20 protein-coding genes are annotated in these 16,984 nt (G+C 44.5%); 14 read left to right on the top strand and 6 right to left on the bottom strand.

All coding sequences use genetic code 11. From position 1 onward, the window contains the following. The first annotated feature begins 28 nt into the window (after positions 1-28). Both ITJ88_RS12585 and ITJ88_RS12590 read left to right on the top strand, forming a co-directional pair. On the top strand, positions 29-631 hold the full coding sequence (locus ITJ88_RS12585; protein WP_149426838.1) for a hypothetical protein: 603 nt from the start codon (positions 29-31) through the stop codon (positions 629-631). A gap of 183 nt (positions 632-814) precedes the next feature. Then, positions 815-1,651: a formate/nitrite transporter family protein gene (locus ITJ88_RS12590; protein ID WP_023467197.1), complete on the top strand. Its 837-nt coding sequence runs from the start codon at positions 815-817 to the stop codon at positions 1,649-1,651. A 36-nt stretch (positions 1,652-1,687) separates the two neighbouring features. Here the strand turns inward: ITJ88_RS12590 and ITJ88_RS12595 are convergent, their stop codons facing one another. Continuing rightward, the gene (locus ITJ88_RS12595) at positions 1,688-2,107 is read right to left on the bottom strand and encodes a YkvA family protein (protein ID WP_195865897.1); all 420 of its coding nucleotides are present in this window, start codon (positions 2,105-2,107) and stop codon (positions 1,688-1,690) included. A 98-nt stretch (positions 2,108-2,205) separates the two neighbouring features. Here ITJ88_RS12595 and ITJ88_RS12600 point away from each other — a divergent pair, with 98 nt between their 5' ends. Then, positions 2,206-3,429 carry an aminopeptidase gene (locus ITJ88_RS12600; protein ID WP_035398837.1) on the top strand — a complete coding sequence of 408 codons (1,224 nt, stop codon included), beginning with the start codon at positions 2,206-2,208 and terminating at the stop codon, positions 3,427-3,429. A gap of 56 nt (positions 3,430-3,485) precedes the next feature. On the opposite strand, the gene murB is transcribed toward ITJ88_RS12600, so the two are convergent. Continuing rightward, complete coding sequence (gene murB / locus ITJ88_RS12605) at positions 3,486-4,397, bottom strand: UDP-N-acetylmuramate dehydrogenase (RefSeq protein ID WP_035398835.1); 912 nt, start codon at positions 4,395-4,397, stop codon at positions 3,486-3,488. Positions 4,398-4,645: 248 nt separating this feature from the next. On the opposite strand from murB, the gene ITJ88_RS12610 reads away from it, so the two are divergent. From ITJ88_RS12610 to ITJ88_RS12625, 4 genes are all read left to right on the top strand, one after another. Continuing rightward, the gene (locus ITJ88_RS12610; RefSeq protein ID WP_058703640.1) at positions 4,646-5,161 is read left to right on the top strand and encodes a GNAT family N-acetyltransferase; all 516 of its coding nucleotides are present in this window, start codon (positions 4,646-4,648) and stop codon (positions 5,159-5,161) included. 47 nt (positions 5,162-5,208) lie between these two features. Beyond that, positions 5,209-5,661 carry a GNAT family N-acetyltransferase gene (locus ITJ88_RS12615; protein ID WP_230088850.1) on the top strand — a complete coding sequence of 151 codons (453 nt, stop codon included), beginning with the start codon at positions 5,209-5,211 and terminating at the stop codon, positions 5,659-5,661. A 29-nt stretch (positions 5,662-5,690) separates the two neighbouring features. After that, complete coding sequence (locus ITJ88_RS12620) at positions 5,691-6,050, top strand: hypothetical protein (RefSeq protein ID WP_064300833.1); 360 nt, start codon at positions 5,691-5,693, stop codon at positions 6,048-6,050. Positions 6,051-6,162: 112 nt separating this feature from the next. Next, complete coding sequence (locus ITJ88_RS12625; protein ID WP_195865898.1) at positions 6,163-7,098, top strand: hypothetical protein; 936 nt, start codon at positions 6,163-6,165, stop codon at positions 7,096-7,098. On the opposite strand, the gene ITJ88_RS12630 is transcribed toward ITJ88_RS12625, so the two are convergent. Next, positions 7,087-7,917: a GNAT family N-acetyltransferase gene (locus ITJ88_RS12630; protein WP_370567823.1), complete on the bottom strand. Its 831-nt coding sequence runs from the start codon at positions 7,915-7,917 to the stop codon at positions 7,087-7,089. The genes ITJ88_RS12625 and ITJ88_RS12630 overlap by 12 nt on opposite strands. 149 nt (positions 7,918-8,066) lie before the next feature. Between ITJ88_RS12630 and ITJ88_RS12635 the strand changes: the two genes are divergently transcribed. Next, a complete protein-coding gene (locus ITJ88_RS12635; RefSeq protein ID WP_149426844.1) occupies positions 8,067-8,330 on the top strand; it encodes a hypothetical protein in 264 nt (87 codons plus the stop codon). A gap of 88 nt (positions 8,331-8,418) precedes the next feature. Here the strand turns inward: ITJ88_RS12635 and ITJ88_RS12640 are convergent, their stop codons facing one another. Further along, entirely contained in the window at positions 8,419-9,330 is a 912-nt protein-coding gene (locus ITJ88_RS12640; RefSeq protein ID WP_050678263.1) for a hypothetical protein, read from the bottom strand. Positions 9,331-9,474: 144 nt separating this feature from the next. On the opposite strand from ITJ88_RS12640, the gene nfsA reads away from it, so the two are divergent. From nfsA to ITJ88_RS12665, 5 genes are all read left to right on the top strand, one after another. Beyond that, positions 9,475-10,221: an oxygen-insensitive NADPH nitroreductase gene (gene nfsA, locus ITJ88_RS12645; RefSeq protein WP_195865900.1), complete on the top strand. Its 747-nt coding sequence runs from the start codon at positions 9,475-9,477 to the stop codon at positions 10,219-10,221. Between the two features lie 15 nt (positions 10,222-10,236). Continuing rightward, positions 10,237-11,478, top strand: a complete 1,242-nt coding sequence (locus ITJ88_RS12650) for an LCP family protein (RefSeq protein WP_230088851.1) — start codon at positions 10,237-10,239, stop codon at positions 11,476-11,478. A gap of 156 nt (positions 11,479-11,634) precedes the next feature. Continuing rightward, complete coding sequence (locus ITJ88_RS12655) at positions 11,635-12,345, top strand: NAD(P)H-binding protein (RefSeq protein ID WP_058703648.1); 711 nt, start codon at positions 11,635-11,637, stop codon at positions 12,343-12,345. A 148-nt stretch (positions 12,346-12,493) separates the two neighbouring features. Then, positions 12,494-13,039 (top strand): TlpA family protein disulfide reductase, encoded by a 546-nt coding sequence (locus ITJ88_RS12660; protein ID WP_064300827.1) that lies wholly within the window; start codon positions 12,494-12,496, stop codon positions 13,037-13,039. A gap of 2 nt (positions 13,040-13,041) precedes the next feature. Next, complete coding sequence (locus tag ITJ88_RS12665) at positions 13,042-13,494, top strand: hypothetical protein (protein ID WP_195865901.1); 453 nt, start codon at positions 13,042-13,044, stop codon at positions 13,492-13,494. A gap of 91 nt (positions 13,495-13,585) precedes the next feature. On the opposite strand, the gene ITJ88_RS12670 is transcribed toward ITJ88_RS12665, so the two are convergent. Beyond that, complete coding sequence (locus tag ITJ88_RS12670; RefSeq protein ID WP_023467214.1) at positions 13,586-13,795, bottom strand: DUF3006 domain-containing protein; 210 nt, start codon at positions 13,793-13,795, stop codon at positions 13,586-13,588. A gap of 258 nt (positions 13,796-14,053) precedes the next feature. Beyond that, a complete protein-coding gene (nhaC, locus tag ITJ88_RS12675; RefSeq protein ID WP_195865902.1) occupies positions 14,054-15,430 on the bottom strand; it encodes a Na+/H+ antiporter NhaC in 1,377 nt (458 codons plus the stop codon). Positions 15,431-15,937: 507 nt separating this feature from the next. Here nhaC and argC point away from each other — a divergent pair. Next, positions 15,938-16,969, top strand: coding sequence for an N-acetyl-gamma-glutamyl-phosphate reductase (argC, locus tag ITJ88_RS12680; RefSeq protein ID WP_064300824.1), 1,032 nt, complete (start codon positions 15,938-15,940; stop codon positions 16,967-16,969). Positions 16,970-16,984: the final 15 nt, after the last annotated feature.

Genomic DNA, 16,984 nt, shown 5'->3' on the forward strand with positions numbered 1-16,984 from the left:
GGTACGTTTTTTTAGGAAGGTGATGAAAATGAAGAAAATGTTATGGATTCTTGGTTGTATCTGCTTAGGAATATTGGTTGGAATTCGTCTTTTCGAACAACCCAATGAAAAAAATCAATCATCCATTTGGCATGATGGTGATCTTGTAGCGAGACAAGTGGGTGCCTCGATGATGAATACGGTAGCGGTTCGTCAATTAGCCGAACAACTTCCGTTCTCATCAGAATTAAAACAGGTAGATGTCGAAGGAGAATCGTTACGTCTTGCCTATGAAGTGACAGGAAAAGAGCGACAAGCTTGGATTGGTACCGATACTGGGACACTACAAGTGAATCAGGATTTTTTGAAAGCTCGGTTATCTAAAGTGCTGATGCATCATACGCTTGTTTTATTTTCAACGATTCCTGATTTGACCGATCTCGAAATTCACTACACGGATCCGTATTCAGGTGCAGATTTTACGATGGACAGGAAAACATTCGACGCCTACACTCCGACCGATATTGAACGAGCTACTTCCTCTTCTAGACGCTTTAATCGGGTCGTTATTGATGGTTATGTGCTCGATGCATCAAGGCGAAACACGTTCTTTGAACGCTTCGCATCACGACTACGAATTCAAACTAATTAGTTGTATAAAACAAGAAAAGGCATTTTTCACAATCTCGACACAATGATATCGTTTACATCTCGTTCTTTTATAAAAACGATAAAACAGGTCTATTCAATACTTGAACATCTTTTAAGATGGAAGTATGATAATAAATGAACAAACATTGTGAAGTGTTGAACAAAAGAAAGAGAGGTTTCTACGATGAACGAGGTAGAAGCATTAGAAGGATTACGGAATAAAGCAATCAAGTCGACGCGCATGCTACAAATGCGTCCTCTCGAGTACTTAGTTCGTGCCATGCTAGCGGGGATTTTCATTGGATTTGCAATTATTTTTACCTTAAAAGCAATTAACGGTCTATATATGGCGGAGTCACCTGTTGCGACACTTGTTGGTGGACTGACCTTCGGAGTGGCACTCGTCCTGATCGTTTACGGTGGGGCAGAGCTGTTCACAGGAAATACGATGTATTTCACGACGGCGACGATGCGCGGCTATACGACGAAGATGGATACGATGAAGGTCTGGTTGATCTGTCTGATTGGAAATGGACTTGGAGGATTAGCGTTTGCGCTACTCTTTTCTCAAACAGGAATCATCCAAGAGCTTGGTATGAACAACTGGTTATTTTCTGTCTCAGAAACGAAGATCCACCATACGACGTGGGAAATCTTCACACGAGCTATCTTCTGTAACTGGATGGTCTGTTTAGCGATTTTCATTCCAAAGAACATGAAGAATGAGTTGGCGCAGATCATGATGATGATGGTACTGGTCGCAGTCTTCTTTGCTTCTGGATTTGATCACGTCATCGCCAATATGGCATTGTTCTCCATTGCGTTAGTCGTACCACATCCGGATACGATCACATTTGCCGGAGCGATGCATAACCTGTTGCCAGCTTTAGCTGGAAACATCATTGGTGGAGCAGTCTTTATGGGAATGATCTATACGTGGCTGAATAAAGAAAAATTAGAAGTAGATGAATCACGTCAATCCACGACACCTGTTCATATTGCTTCGAAACAAAATGCATAATCAAAAAGCAGCTGTCGCGACAGCTGCTTTTTTCATTCATTCCATATGTTGAAAGCGATCGACGTCTGCAGCCAGTTCTTCGTAAATCGTCTCGACGATTTGTGCATCATCGAAGAGCCCGAGGACGTTATCGTCCGGTAAGGCGTCAACAGGAGACGTGAAGTACAGAACGGCCGTCAATAACAATTGTTCCTGCTCCGCATGCATTTCGAATTTTTTCTGATAGAGAGCACGAAGCATTTCAAGCAGTTGTTTTAATTGAAAATAAAGGACGAGTTCTGCCTCGCGTTCGATGTCCAAGCTTTCTGTAGACGCGATATCTTGCGTCAAGTGCGCAAGTCCGATTTCTGCTCGAACTAACAATTCTTGCTGTGCTTTTTCATCACCAACGAGGTCGAGTGCCTGTCGGTGAAAATACGTATAAGCCGATTTAAAATCGCCGGGTGTGAATTCCATGGTGATGCCTCCTTCTCTTCTCTTTCTAGTTTCGCCTTATTTCTTGCAAAATTGCAACTATTTCGTGAAAATAAAGATACAAGAAAGGGGATTACATAATGCCGACACAAGCAGAATTACAACAATACGCGTCTTTAGCCGTGCGTACGGGAATTAATCTACAACCAGGACAACAACTCGAGGTGCGTGCAGGAATCGAAAATTTGCCGCTCGTTCGTGAAATCACGCGTGTCGCCTACGAAGTAGGAGCTACGCAAGTATATGTACAATGGTCAGATGATGAGATGACGAAAATCCGTTATTTCGATGCACCGGAAGAGTCGTTTGATACGTTCCCGGATTGGTTAAAAGCACGTTACGACCAACTGGCAGAAGAAAAGACAGCGTTCTTATCGGTCGTCAGTGAAGATCCAGATTTATTGAATGGCGTGGACTCGAGCCGAATCGCACGTGCGAATAAAGCAGCCGGTGTCGCTCTTGCTAATTGGCGGAAGTTCGTCATGAGTGACAATGTCAGCTGGTGTGTCGTAGCAGCACCTTCTGAAAGCTGGGCGAAGAAAGTATTCCCTGATTCAGAGAATGCTGTTGAAGAGCTCTGGTCAGCTATTTTAAAGGCTACACGTGCCGATCAAGCGGATCCGGTCGCTGCATGGGCGGATCATGATCATAATCTGCGTTCAAAAGCAAAATTCCTGACAGAGAAGAAATACAAAACATTGCACTACACAGCTCCAGGAACAGAATTATCAATCGAATTACCAGAACGTCATGTTTGGTTAGGTGGCGGTGGTCCGAATGCAGATGGTGTTGATTTCATCGCGAATCTGCCGACAGAAGAAGTGTTCACGTTACCGAAAAAGACAGGTGTCAACGGACACGTCTCGAGCACAAAACCGCTTAGCTACAGTGGGAACTTGATTGATGAGTTCACACTCTGGTTCGAGAACGGAAAAATCGTTAAAGCGGAAGCGAAACAGGGTCAAGAAGCATTAGATGACTTGATTTCACTTGATGAAGGTGCACGTTATCTCGGAGAAGTTGCGCTCGTGCCGCACCGTTCGCCGATTTCTGACTCGGGTATCCTATTCTATAATACATTGTTTGATGAAAATGCTTCGTGCCACTTAGCGATTGGTCGTGCGTACTCGACGTGTCTCGAAAATGGTCCAAGCCTTTCAGCAGAAGAACTAGAAGCACAAGGCGCGAACGACTCGATGACGCATGTCGACTTCATGATTGGATCAGCGGATCTATCGATTGAAGGAGAACTTGCAGACGGAACGCGTGAATCAGTTATGCGTGACGGAAACTGGTCAATCTAAACGAACGAAAAGGTGAGTCCGAATACGGAGCTCACCTTTTTCGTAAAATGATTTGATTATGCTTCTTCACCGATGATTTTCACTTCTGTCTCAAGTAAGATACCGAATTTTTCTTGAACCGTTTCTTGGACATGACGAATGAGCGCGATATAGTCGGATGCTGACGCATTCTCGACGTTGACGATGAAACCAGCGTGTTTCTTGGACACTTCAGCACCACCGATGCGTGTTCCCTGTAAGTTGCTATCTTGAATCAGCTTCCCTGCAAAATAGCCTTCTGGACGTTTAAAGACGCTACCACAAGAAGGGTACTCGAGTGGTTGTTTCGTTTCTCGCTTATGCGTCAAATCATCCATGACTTCCTTGATCAATGCTGGGTCACCCTCTGTTAACGCAAATCGACCTTCGAGGATGATGTATTCTTTCTTCGAGAAGCAACTTGTCCGGTATCCCAGTTCGAGCTCATCATGCGAAATGTTCAACAGTTCTCCTTGTCGTGTCAATACAGTAGCGCTATGGAGGCAATCCTTGACTTCACCACCGTATGCTCCCGCATTCATGATCAATGCGCCACCAATCGTTCCTGGAATCCCACAAGCGAATTCAAGACCGCTGAGCTGATGCGCGTAAGCTACACGAGACGCTTCGATGATTGCTGCGCCACTTTGAGCGACGAGCTCATGTCCTTCGACCGAGATATCGGTTAACTTCTCAAAGGAGAGGACAATGCCGCGAATGCCGCCATCACGTACGACAAGATTCGATCCGTTTCCAAGCAACGTCAAGGGAATACCTTGTTCGTAAGCATATCGGACGACAAAAGCTGTTTCTTCATAAGAAGTTGGGATGATGAATAAATCCGCGATTCCTCCCATTTTTGTATACGTATGATATTTTAAAGGTTCATTGATTAGTACGGACTCTTTTGAAATGCCTTCATACAGTCCCGTCATTACTTGTTCAGTCATTATGGTCTCAGTCCTTTTCGTGAATTCCTACCCAGCGCTCATGCGCTCAAAATATATTTTAACATTAATCGTGCGGTCGTTGTTCAACATACTGTTCCCAAAATACCGACTTATGCCGGGAATTGCAAGCACTAGGGAGTGAATGTCATCGATTAGTAATGAAAAATGTCACAGGAAAAGCAGGATCAGGAAGAGGAATGAAGCGAAAAGAACTCGGGAAAAGAGAAGTATAGAAGGAGGCGATGACGATGGAAAGTGAACGTTTATGGATGCGACCGTTCGAAGAAGAGGATTTTAGTTTTTATAAGTCACTTGTCCAAAATGAGCAAGTCATGCGTTATATCAATGGAGGCACTGCCTTGAGTGAAGATGAGGCACGAGAGTGGTTCGAACGGCAATTGGAGCGATATTCGGATGAGCGACAAACTGGTTTTTTACTGTTGTTCATAAAAGAAACGAATGAACCGATTGGCTTTGCCGGATTATTGATGCAGGAAGTGGATGGGAAAGAAGAGTTAGAAGTCGGTTATTGGCTCGAACCAAAGCACTGGAAAGTCGGTTATGGTCGTGAAGCAGCAAAACGATTAATGATGGAGGCGTTCAATCGAGGGCATGATCGAATCATCTCGATCATTCATCCCGATAATCGTGCTTCGCAAAATGTCGCTCGTGCCAACGGGCTGAACTGGGAAAAAGATACGGTGTTTAGAGATGTTCCCGTCACGATTTACGCTGGACAACTATCACGACTTTGTCGTAACTAAAGAGGAGAGTTTTTATGTACGAATTTAACTTCGCGTCTTTTCATTCCATGACACCTGATACCTTATATGCACTTTTGAAATTAAGAACGGATATCTTCGTCGTCGAGCAGGAGTGCGCGTATCCGGAGCTAGATGATCAAGATCAACAAGCGACACACCTAATCGTACGGAGTGAGAGCGGTCAAATCGTCGGATGCCTTCGGATGTATGATCATCCGACAAAAGGAGTAGCGATTGGACGGGTAGCTGTTCATCGTGATCACCGATCGGTTGGGTTAGCGAGACAAATGATGGAGAGAGCGATGGTACATTTGCAGAAAGAAGCTGCGATCTACTTACAGGCACAAGCACACCTAGAAGGGTTTTACGGATCGTTTGGTTTCGAAACCGTATCCGACCCTTATTTAGAAGATGATATTCCACATGTGGACATGCAGTTTCACGTAAAGGATTCGAAAAAAGACTTCACGTCAACGATGGATGAACCGATGAATAAGTAGAATGAACTTTTTTCGGAGGTGGATCAGTCATGAAGAAAGTGCTGGTCATTTTCGCTCTTAGTCTAATTGGCATCCTATCTTTAGGAGTCGGTATTTCGTATGCTCAATTGCAGGGGAACTATCGTGACTCGGAAAAAGAGTTGATGACGATCTTAGAGCGGCAACATGATTTATCAGCTTCCTCCTTTCTTGAAGTGCGCGCATCATTCTCTTTACGACATCGACAAATCATACACGTTCGTCTTCGGGGCGAACCTGCCATCACATACGAGTTCATTCAACCAAAGGATGAACTTGAATACCTGGGGTCTGTCGGAACAAGTGTTGAAAAGACAGGAAAACAAGATGCTGTCTTTCGAAACGCTCATTTAAAAGTCGGTAAAAAATAAAAAGTGGAGGATCTTCCTGAAACGACGGAAGATTCTCCATTTTTTGCTTTCAAGACGGTAGGATATTGCGTACACTACGAAGAGATACTGGAATGAGGAGGTCGAGGGAATCATGTGGAAACCCTTTATAAAAAATCAATCAATTGCACCGGCGTTACAAGCCTTCCGGGAACTTGACATCGAAATGTTTCGGACACATGTTGCCCAACTGAACGATGCGGAACAACAGGCCTTACAATTCATTAAGCGTGCGCTAGAGCAGGATTCACCTGCTCATTTGAAAATAGCGCTTGAAATGAAACAACCACTCGTCGAGATTGATCGTCTGTTTCAAACACTCGTCACGTGTCAAAATCGTCACCAGTTACTCGAAATGCTGCTAGCAGACGGTCTGGACGTCAATCAAGTCTATACACTTGAAGGGCATCGCTCGATCGTCCGCCAACCCCTTCACTTTCCGGTAGGTCTATATGCGGCGCGCCATTCCGAGTTGTGGGAACTTGTTGCTGAAAAGCTGGACTTTACTTATACGATGCATCTTCAACGCAGTGATCAATTCATGGAGACGCATGAATTGAATCTGCTGGATCTCGTCTTATTGCTCGATATCGAAGAAGAGTTGACGATTCGAGTGCTTGATCAGCTGTGCGAATGCAAGGCGACCGTTGGACTTGCAGAACGATTACAACGTCCCGCTTCACCATTGTTGTTAAAGACGATTGAGGCGGATGCCTATTTGCCGACGTTTGTTTATGCTAAACATTATTTCCCGTTTTATGCGCTGATCGGACGACAAACCGTACTGTTCCAATCTTTATTGAACCGTGTGATGCAAGCATCCATTGCTTCTGAAATGATTGAAGATGCCTTGCTTGCTTTTCATAATCACCAACCGGGACTTGCCTTGACATGGGGAGATGCCTATATCGAACAGTTATACGAGATGGGGCTAGTGCTTCGTAAAACGGGTCATGTTGATTTTCGGGAAATGGATGCGGAGTATGTGTTGCCTGAATACAAGGGAATTGTCAATCGCCTAAATGATTAACGGAGGTTGATCCGTACTGAACGTATGCCAATGAGAGGTTAACTGGATATCGCAAAACATCGAGGGATGATACAGGCGTAATACATCTTGTTGTGTTGAGAGAAAAAAGACTTCAAACGTTTGGATGTTTGCACGTCGTAACTTTTCTTGAAATGCATGGAGGATGCGGCTACCGTATCCTTGACGTCTCAGCTCTGGTAGGCACGTGATTTCAAGAAGACGGATATTCTGTCCCTGCTTTTGAAATAATAGTGTACCGACGATCAGTTGCTTATCATAGACTAAGTAAGGAATCGCTTTTCGTTGAATCAACTTGTCTAAATCAGATACCTCATAAGGAAAAAAGTGATGTGTTCCTTGAAGGGCATCGTTACGAAGTGCGAGATAAGTATCTTGATTCTGTGCATGAACAGCTTTCAAACGTAGCGTAGCAGGCTGTCCTTCTGAGAGTCCAATTAAACGAAACTGTTCGGCATATAAACTATAACCAAGCTCTTTCCAAATCGAAGTTAAAGAAAGATCATGCGGCGGAGAGACTTGTACATGTATCTGCCGGCATCCTTGTCGAACGGCATGTAAGTGTAGCAAAATAGCCAGATGACGAAAGGCTTTGATGTCATGAAAGGCGCTGTTCATAAAGTGAACGACGTCATGCACGACATGATATCCGAGTGTCGCTTTCACCTGACCGGATTCAAGGTAGACCCATTGGCAATCTTCAAGCGGCTGAAAATATGAAAAATCATATGCCTTTTGATGGTACTGTAGAAGTTGATGGACGTGTCGTCTTTGAACATGAGACAATTGATTGTAATACACAATAGGCAAATTAAGTTCCTCCTTTAGCAAAGTGAAGTTGAAAATATCTTGCTTTTATATTACAGGAAATAAAAGGTATTTATATCTTCTGTTTCAAACAAAAAGTAGATGGATTCCTGAAGATAAGAAAGAATCGAGGCAAAATTATCATGAAGTATCTCTGGATCGTCATCGGTTTATCGGGCTGGTTATTCAGCGCGGATACATTGGTAGCCGAAGCGCGTGATTACGATGAACCGGGTGTAAGCAGTTCGACGACATATGGGAATTATGGCGCGGAGGATCATATCATCGTTGATCGGAAGGAACCGATCTATGAAGGCTTCGATTCACCGAACGACATGGCATTCCTATTCGCTTGTATTGCATTACTCGCAACAGTCGGACTTGGCATCGTCAATGCCTCCGATTGAAATGAATCTGACTAATAAAAGGCAAGTGACGACTCCATCGTCACTTGCCTTTTATTGTCTACTACGTGTGAATAAGAAGAATCTACTCTTAGAAATGAATTCGTTTTTTTCGACCAACGCGTGCCATTCGTTCGTGTTCTTGTTCGAGTCCGGCTCGTTCGAGGAGATCGAGATAATAGCGAAACGGAGTCGAGCGATGCGAAAAATATGGGATATATTCTGTGAACAGCATCGTCTCCGCTCGATCTAACGCGCGTAGGGAAATGAGAGCATGTAGCTCTGCGAAACGAATTTCTTGATAGGTGGATAAAGCGTCTGCATCAATCCGAACATGCGACTGTAATTTTTTGGCATGCGCATTCAAGCAATGGATGTATGCTTCTTGATGTTCGGGTTTCTCGCAATGGGCAAGTACGGCAAGCAAAAGATCACTGCGCTCAGTATCGACGTCCATCGGAACCTTCAACGCTGTATAGAGGGCGCGTTCCATCCATTCGACACCATGACTATCATTTTTATAATAGCCGACTAATTCTTGAAAAAAATCGACTTGCGAGACTTTCAATAATCGAAACGGATCATTACTTAAAAATAAAGGTTCTTCCCCGGCAGCCGACGAAAGAAGAAAGAAAAATTCCTCAAAGGCAATACGGGTTCCGTTTTTACGATGAGCATAGTGGCGTAAATGCTTAAGCAGGCGTTTGGCGGTGATATACCAATTCTTTTGTTCGCGAAGCGGTACGATCGGATTCGGCTCAAGGTACTGGAGATCGTATGCTAATTGAATAAACCGTTCCGTCTGAGCAATCGTCTGTTCGACGGTCGGTTGTTCCTGTTCTTTTTGCAAATCCTTATACTTCATGAACTGTGTCAACATGGCGTCAAACTCTTTCTCTTCGATGACTTGTCTCGGGAGTTGACGATAGATTTCGACGATGATATCGCGAAGGGTCGTATCGCCATATTGTTCTAGTAAGAGTCGCAGTTTCCGTATTCTCATGATCGCCCTCCTTCGCAAGAAAAGTACAGTACAACACTATTCAATTCCCGCTTTTTTCATAAACCGAACCTCTTCATTTGCGCTTTTTAGTCAGAGACGACTATCTTAAATAAGAAGACTCATTACAGAAGGGGACGATTACACATGAATGAAACCATTCAACATTTACTCAACCACCGGTCCATCCGGAAATTCAAACAACATCAATTAGACGAAGAGACGATTGAAACACTCATAAAAACCGCACAGGCTGCCTCGACATCCTCTTATCAGCAAGCCTATGCGATCATCGGTGTCGAAGACGAAGGATTGAAACGACAATTAGTCGACGTTGCAAGTGGTCAACAATATGTGGCAGAAAACAGTTACTTCTTCGTCTTTTGTATGGATTACCACAAACATACGTTAGCGGCAGAACTAGCAGGAGGCGACGTGAGCCGGACGATCGAGACGACGGAAGCGCTTGTCGTAGGGGCTGTCGATGCGGGACTTGCCGCTCAAAATTTAGTCGTAGCTGCCGAGTCGCTCGGCTACGGAACGGTCTACATCGGTTCACTACGAAATGATGCTCGTCGTGTCAGCGAACTCTTACAACTTCCAGATCACGTCGTACCATTATTCGGAGTCGCGGTCGGTCTTCCGGATCAACAACCGGGTAAAAAACCCCGCCTTCCGATGGATGCGGTCTTCCACCGGAATACGTATACTGATGACGATACGATGCGTGAGTTACTGACAGGATACGAAGAGTCAACGTCATCGTATTACGGAGAACGGACCGGTGGTCAACGGACAGAAGGGTGGGTCAAACAGATGGCTGCCTCGATGCACGAACCGAAACGGACGTATCTCCGCGAGTTCTTGAAAGAGAAACAGATCGCAAAAGATTGATACGGAGGTATCTGAATGGCAGAACATCAACCACACCGCTCTCGCTTGGAGCGACGACGTATGCAGTTAGAAGAGCAAGCTAGACAAGAAGAAGAGCAGGCTAGGCAAGAAGAAGCTTTTTCGAAAGCATACGCGCCGGACGAATCATTTTCTCAAGACTCCTTTGAGAAGCAGCAAGAACCGGCTACGTATCATCGATATGTCGAGGAGCAACCGCGAGATCGAAAAAGTACATCGCGTCGTTCCGGGAGCGGCATGCTTAAACAAGTCGCACAGATGATCGGGGGTGCCGGATCACGGTTGTTTGCTAATCGGGAACGCTCGAGACGCCCGAGGAAGGCGGGGCGATCAGAGCAATCGGTACAGAAGAATTCTGACGTTTCTTCACGCGAAGCTCATCCTAAAAAAATCAAGAAAAAACGTCGTTTTAAACGAAAGCTTCTTGGACTATTTTTATTGTTGCTCATCGCATTCGTTCTTTTTGCTTCACAACCATTCACGTTCTTGTTGATCGGTAGTGATGCACGACCTGGAGAGTCGTTGCGTGGATCACGTTCAGACTCCCTGTCGGTCATGCAATTCATTCCACTTTCTCGAACGATTCAACTGACGTCGATTCCTCGAGATACGTATACACCGATTTCCTGTGAGAATGGAAAGAAAGATAAAATCACACATGCCTTTGCCTTCGGTGGAGAAGAATGTACGCAAGATGCTGTTTCGGGTCTACTCGATGAAGAGATCGATGGAAAGATCGTCATCTCCTTCGATAGTTTCATCGGATTAGTGGATCAAATCGGCGGAATCGACCTTGTCTCGACAGGAACATTCTCCGAGCAGGATGCGAGTGGGAAAGCAAATCAGTATTCATTCCAAAAAGGGAAGGAATATCATATGGATGGCGCGATGGCACTTGCCTATTCGAGACATCGAAAAACGGATAATGACGGAGCGCGCGCGAATCGTCAGTCGGAAGTCATCCAAGCCGTCGCGACACACTTGATGAAGCCGACTGGATGGTCGAAAATTCCAGCAGCGCACACGTATATGAAAGAAGAGATGAAACTTGATTTAAGTGTCCGCGAGATGGCGACGGCAGGGTTATCGATTGCCTTGATGTCAGAACGAAAACATTATGAAATCGAAGCCGTCAGCCAACGACTGAACGGGATTTTCTATGACTTACCGAATGAGAAGGCACTGCAAGAACTACGTGATCAGCTCGATACGACGTTTTATGGCACATTGAAGAACTAATGGAGAGGGGTTTCCTTCCGGTCATTGCGGGTATAAATTGATGTACGTTGCTCCTTTGGTGGATTGTTTTAGGTTATCTCTGAAATCGACGATTTTTGGACATGACATCATGACATTCCACGAAGGTGACTAACTTATCGAGGAGGGACCCCCCATATGAAAGTACTAGTCGTAGGTGCATCCGGTACGATTGGAGCGCGCGTCGTCAAATCGCTTGCCAAGGGTCATCAGGTCACGGTCATCGTTCGTCATGAACATCTGGTGGAACGATTCGAAAAACTCGGTGTCAAGGCGCATTACGTCGATATCGAAACAGAACTCGAAAAAGTCATTGAGCACGGAGTCGCAGGGCAGGATGCAGTAATTTGTGCGGCGACCGCAGGAGTAGACGGCGAAGCAACTGAAATCGAATTGCTGGATCGAACAGTCGCTTTGAAAACAATTGATGCAGCTAAAAAAGCGCGAGTACGTCATTTCGTGCTACTGAGCGCTTATGGTGCAGATCGACCTGAGCAATTCAAGAAAGATGTCTATCCGTTCTATGCTGCTAAGAATGCAGCAGAGGAACAGATTGAACATAGTGGTTTGACGTATACGATCATTTGTCCAGTTTCCATCACAACAGGTGAAGGGCGTGGCTTAATTGAAGCCGATGAAGATTTGAAGGACACGAAGGACGCGACGATTTCGGAAACGGATGTCGCATCGATCCTCGTTGCTTCTGTCGATAATCGATCGGTATTTAATCGACGTCTAGAAGTCAAGGAAGGAAAGACATCCTTGAATGAGGCCTTAGGGGGAGCGGAAGCTGTAGGTAGCGTTAAAGATAACCGTCAAGTCAAAAAACAATTACCACGTTTTAACTAACCGTGTGTCTCGTTAAAACGCGAATTCTCTAAAATAAAGCGAACTCATTTCCGCGTATAAGACGGAAGAGTTCGCTTTTTTGTTGATAAAAGTAGATAGTCGAAAAGAGGAAGTCTGCTACACTGAACAAAGAAGGAGGGGGTTAGATGTGAAAAAACCGTTGATCTATCTGATCCTAGCGATTGCTATTATCGGCATTGCCTATCAAAGTTATCAAACATATGATGCAAAACAAAAAAAAGTGGAGCAACAACAAAAACAAGCATCACAAGGTGGTCTCGAAGTCGGGATGAAAGCCCCGAATCTATCCTTGCGTCAAGAAGGAAAAACTGTCGATCTAGACGAAATCAATCATGATGTCTTTGTCATTAATTTTTGGGCAACGTGGTGTCCACCGTGTAAACAAGAGATTCCAGAACTAAATGCCTTTGCACGACATACAGATATACCCGTCTACGGAATCAATGTCACGACATCAGAACGACGTGTTTCGGATGTTGCTGATTTTCTGAAGCAGACACCTGTTGAATATCCTGTGTTATATGATCGAAAGGGAACGTCAGAAGATGCTTATCGTCTCGTAGCAATGCCAGCAACTTATGTATTAGACCGGAAAGGAACGATTCTTTCGAAACACATCGGTCCTGTAACGGAACAGATGTTAAAAGAGATGGTGAAACGAACAGGAGGATGACGATGGAACTCCTATGCCGCAACTGCTCCTTTCAACAAACATTCCAACTCGGTCAACTAGAGGGTTGGCCGACATTTCCTGCTGTCTTGACGCAAGGGGTCGAAGCGTTCATGACAGGTCTCCCGCTTTGGTTCGTTCCGTCGATGCATGAACCGATTTTACAGCGGACGTATGTAGACGACTGGAATCGATTTCGATTAATTCAGCACTATCAGCTTTATCAGGAGGAATTAGCGGATGGTTGGGTACCGTATCAATTGGATTTATACCACTGTCCGACTTGTCACCGATTTTCGAATCGGTTTTGGTGTGCCCTATTTTTACAACTAGATGTCGTTCAACCACTTTACGAATGCCCACATGATCAGACGGAACTGGAACGAATCGAAATATCCGATATTGATCACTTTCCTTGTCCATCGTGTGATGGTCACTCCCTATATGTGCGTAGATAAAGCGAAAAAGCCATTCATTTCATGAAAGACTGATGAGAGAAATTCCTTCTCCATAGTCAATGCATGATACGGAATGGCTTTTTATCGATCATCAACCCATTTGCCGAAACGAAAATGTTTGAAAGGAAGAGGGTGATGAATTACTGACATCTAACGTATAGGTTGTACCATCAAAAATAATCGTATCGCCTAACCTTGCTTCAGGTGGTAAATAACGTCGTGGAATGAAACTTGAACCATTTTCCCATAGTAGGACAGCATACTTGCCGTCAAGTCGCTCCAGCGTACCACGTTTGATCATATTAACTCCTCCCACAATTACATCGAAGTCATCCCTCGGTCGATCAGGAACGTACTCTCTCTCTATCATTCTCTGTAATTTTTAATCTTATGTTTGGTATATTCCCAGTTCATTTCATCTTTACACATGATTCTTTAAAAAAACGTGATTCCAAGCCGTTTTCGTCTTAAATCTGACGTATTTAACAGGAAATAAAGGAGATACTGGTAAGAAAAAAAGACCCGATAGGACATATCGGATCTTTAATATGAAATAGACTCAAGAAGCGAGAGATTGTTTTGTTTCGATTTTCGTTGGACGAAGAAATGCGAGTAAAAACGTAAACAATGGTGAAAGGAGTAAAAAGAATGCGAACGGAACGTATGCTGTTACAGGAACACCGAGTGTCGAAGCGAAGAACGCCCCAGAAACACCCCATGGAATAAGCGGATTGATGAGCGTTCCTCCATCCTCGAGTGAACGAGAAAGGAAACGCGGATCAATCTGACGCTCTTCAAAGATTTTCTTGAATGCTTGACCCGGAAGCAAGATGGACAAGTATTGTTCCCCAGCCATCAAGTTTACACCGATAGACGATAAGGCGACGGATGAAATGATGCTACCATCACGTTTTAGTTTAGAAACGGTCCGTTCAATGACCACGTCAATGACTCCGATGCCACGTAAGACACCACCGAACGCAAGGGCGAGCATGACGAGCGACACCGACCACATCATCGATTGCAATCCACCTTTACTAATGATGGATGTAACCGTCTCACTAGAAGATTCTAGTTTTAATCCGTTCTGAATGACGGCCATCCAGTTCGAGATGTTCCAGTTTCCTTGTACAAGACCTGTTAACAGCAATCCACTTAAAACGCCAGCAACAAGTGTTGGGACGACCGGCATCTTACGTAATGCTAACACCATGACGAGCAATGGTGAAAGCAATGTCCAAGGTGACAAGTCGAACAAACGAGCTAACTCTTGTTGTGTCGTTTGAACAGCAGACGAATCGACATTTCCGCTACTACGTCCGAAAATGAAGAATAAGATGAATGTGATCGTGATAGCGGGAATCGTCGTTCCCATCATGAAACGAATATGATCGAACACAGACACATTGACAATTCCGGGCGCGAAATTCGTTGTATCTGATAAAGGTGACATCTTATCTCCGAAACAAGCTCCACTGATGATGGCACCTGCTGCAAGTGCCGGGTTGACGCCCAGTGCGATCGCAATTCCCATCAAGGCAACACCAACCGTACCAATCGTTGTAAAAGAACTACCTGTAAAGGTCGAGACGACCATCGCGATCAGAAGAGCGCTCGGTGCGAACCAAGTCGCTGAAAGGGTAGATAACCCAAAATGAAGAAGGGTCGGCACTGCGCCACTCATCATCCAGACCGCGATCGTCATACCAACGAGCAACATGATCAGGATCGGTTTGATGGCTTCCCGAATACCTTGAATCATATGGTGTTCGACGTCCTCGAACTTAAAACCGCGGTAAACGGCATATCCTGAGACGAAAATAAGACTGGACAAGATGGCAAGATGCGGTTCGGCTTTAGCACCGAATAACGCGGACAATAAGATGATGATACTGATTCCTAGGATAGCTGCGGATTCACGGAATGACATGCGCATGCTTCCACCTCCTTATATGAATATGAAAGTATGATAACGCTCTGTTACTAACACGCTTTTATGCACAAAAGCATTGAACAAACGTAATACTAACGAATATTACGGAGGACGTCAACCATAAGAGTGTCGATAAAAAATATAAAAAAATAGAAATGTGACGATTTTTTGTCGTAAACGCTTTCTTTTTTAGTTCAAATCTTGCACAATAAGAAGTATCAAATGACATTTTTGTGAACGATGAGGAGGATACATATGTTTACATTGATTTTTGTAGTAGTCGTCGCGATCATGGGTGCAGGCGTATTTGGGATTGATCATCTCGTAGCGCAACGTGCGGAAAAGCGTTAAGTAGATGCGTGTAAAAGAAGCGTTGAAGGGACTGTCTTATAGAAGACAATCGCTTCAACGCTTCTTTTTTTGTATAAAAACTAATAAAAATTCAATTGACAGTATAAATATACATGTGTTTAAATCGGTATAACATTCTTTGAAGGGGAGCGTACAGATATGAAATGTACCATCATCGGAGCAACAGGATATACCGGAATTGAGCTGATTCGCCTACTAGAATCACATCCTTCATTTGAGATCATCTGTTTGATGAGTGACTCAATGGCGGGGGAATCCATGCATGACGTATTCCCATTTATGAATAAAAAAACATATTCCTCGTTATCTTCCTTTTCGGTGGAGCATTTGATGGAAACCGAGACGGACATGGTGTTCTTAGCGACACCGAGTGGGATTTCGAAGCATTACTTAGAACAACTTCAAAACTGGTCCGGTTACGTCATTGATTTAAGTGGCGATTTGAGACTTCCAGCTGAAGCATATGCAACGTGGTATGACAAGGAACCCATTGATGCCCAGTTACAACAAAGAGCAACTTATGGATTACCAGAATGGAATCGTCAAGCTGTTACAGCGAGCAAATGGATTGCGAATCCGGGCTGTTACGCGACAGCAGTTTTGCTTGGACTAACACCATTCTTAAAAGAGAAAAAAATCGATCCATCTCAAATCATCATTCAAGCTTCTTCTGGTCTGACGGGAGCAGGGAAAACGTTGACGGCACAAACGCATCATGTCCATTCAAGCGAAAACGTTCGCTTGTATAAAGTGAATCAGCATCAGCACATCCCGGAAATTGAGCAGGCGCTTTTCGAATGGACCGGATCATCGCATCCGATTACGTTCTCGACTCAACTACTACCGATCAATCGAGGCATCATGGCGATTATGACGGTTCAGCCGTTGATCGATTTATCGGAAACGGAGTGGCGATCCTGGTTGACGGACCAGTATGCAACGGAACCATTCGTCCGAATCCAACAGGCTGATCCGGAAATCAAATCCGTCGTCGGGAGTAATCACTGTGATTTGACCGTTTATAAGGATGATCGGACAGGGCGAATGACCATCGTTTCAGTCATCGATAACATGCAAAAAGGAGCTGCCGGACAAGCCGTTCAAAATGCCAACATTCTAGCTGGTTTTGATGAGACATCCGGTTTAACGCAACAGCCGATCTACATTTAATCAAGAGAAAAAAGA

This window comes from Exiguobacterium abrahamii, assembly GCF_015645365.1.
In the GTDB taxonomy this organism is placed as follows: domain Bacteria; phylum Bacillota; class Bacilli; order Exiguobacteriales; family Exiguobacteriaceae; genus Exiguobacterium_A; species Exiguobacterium_A abrahamii.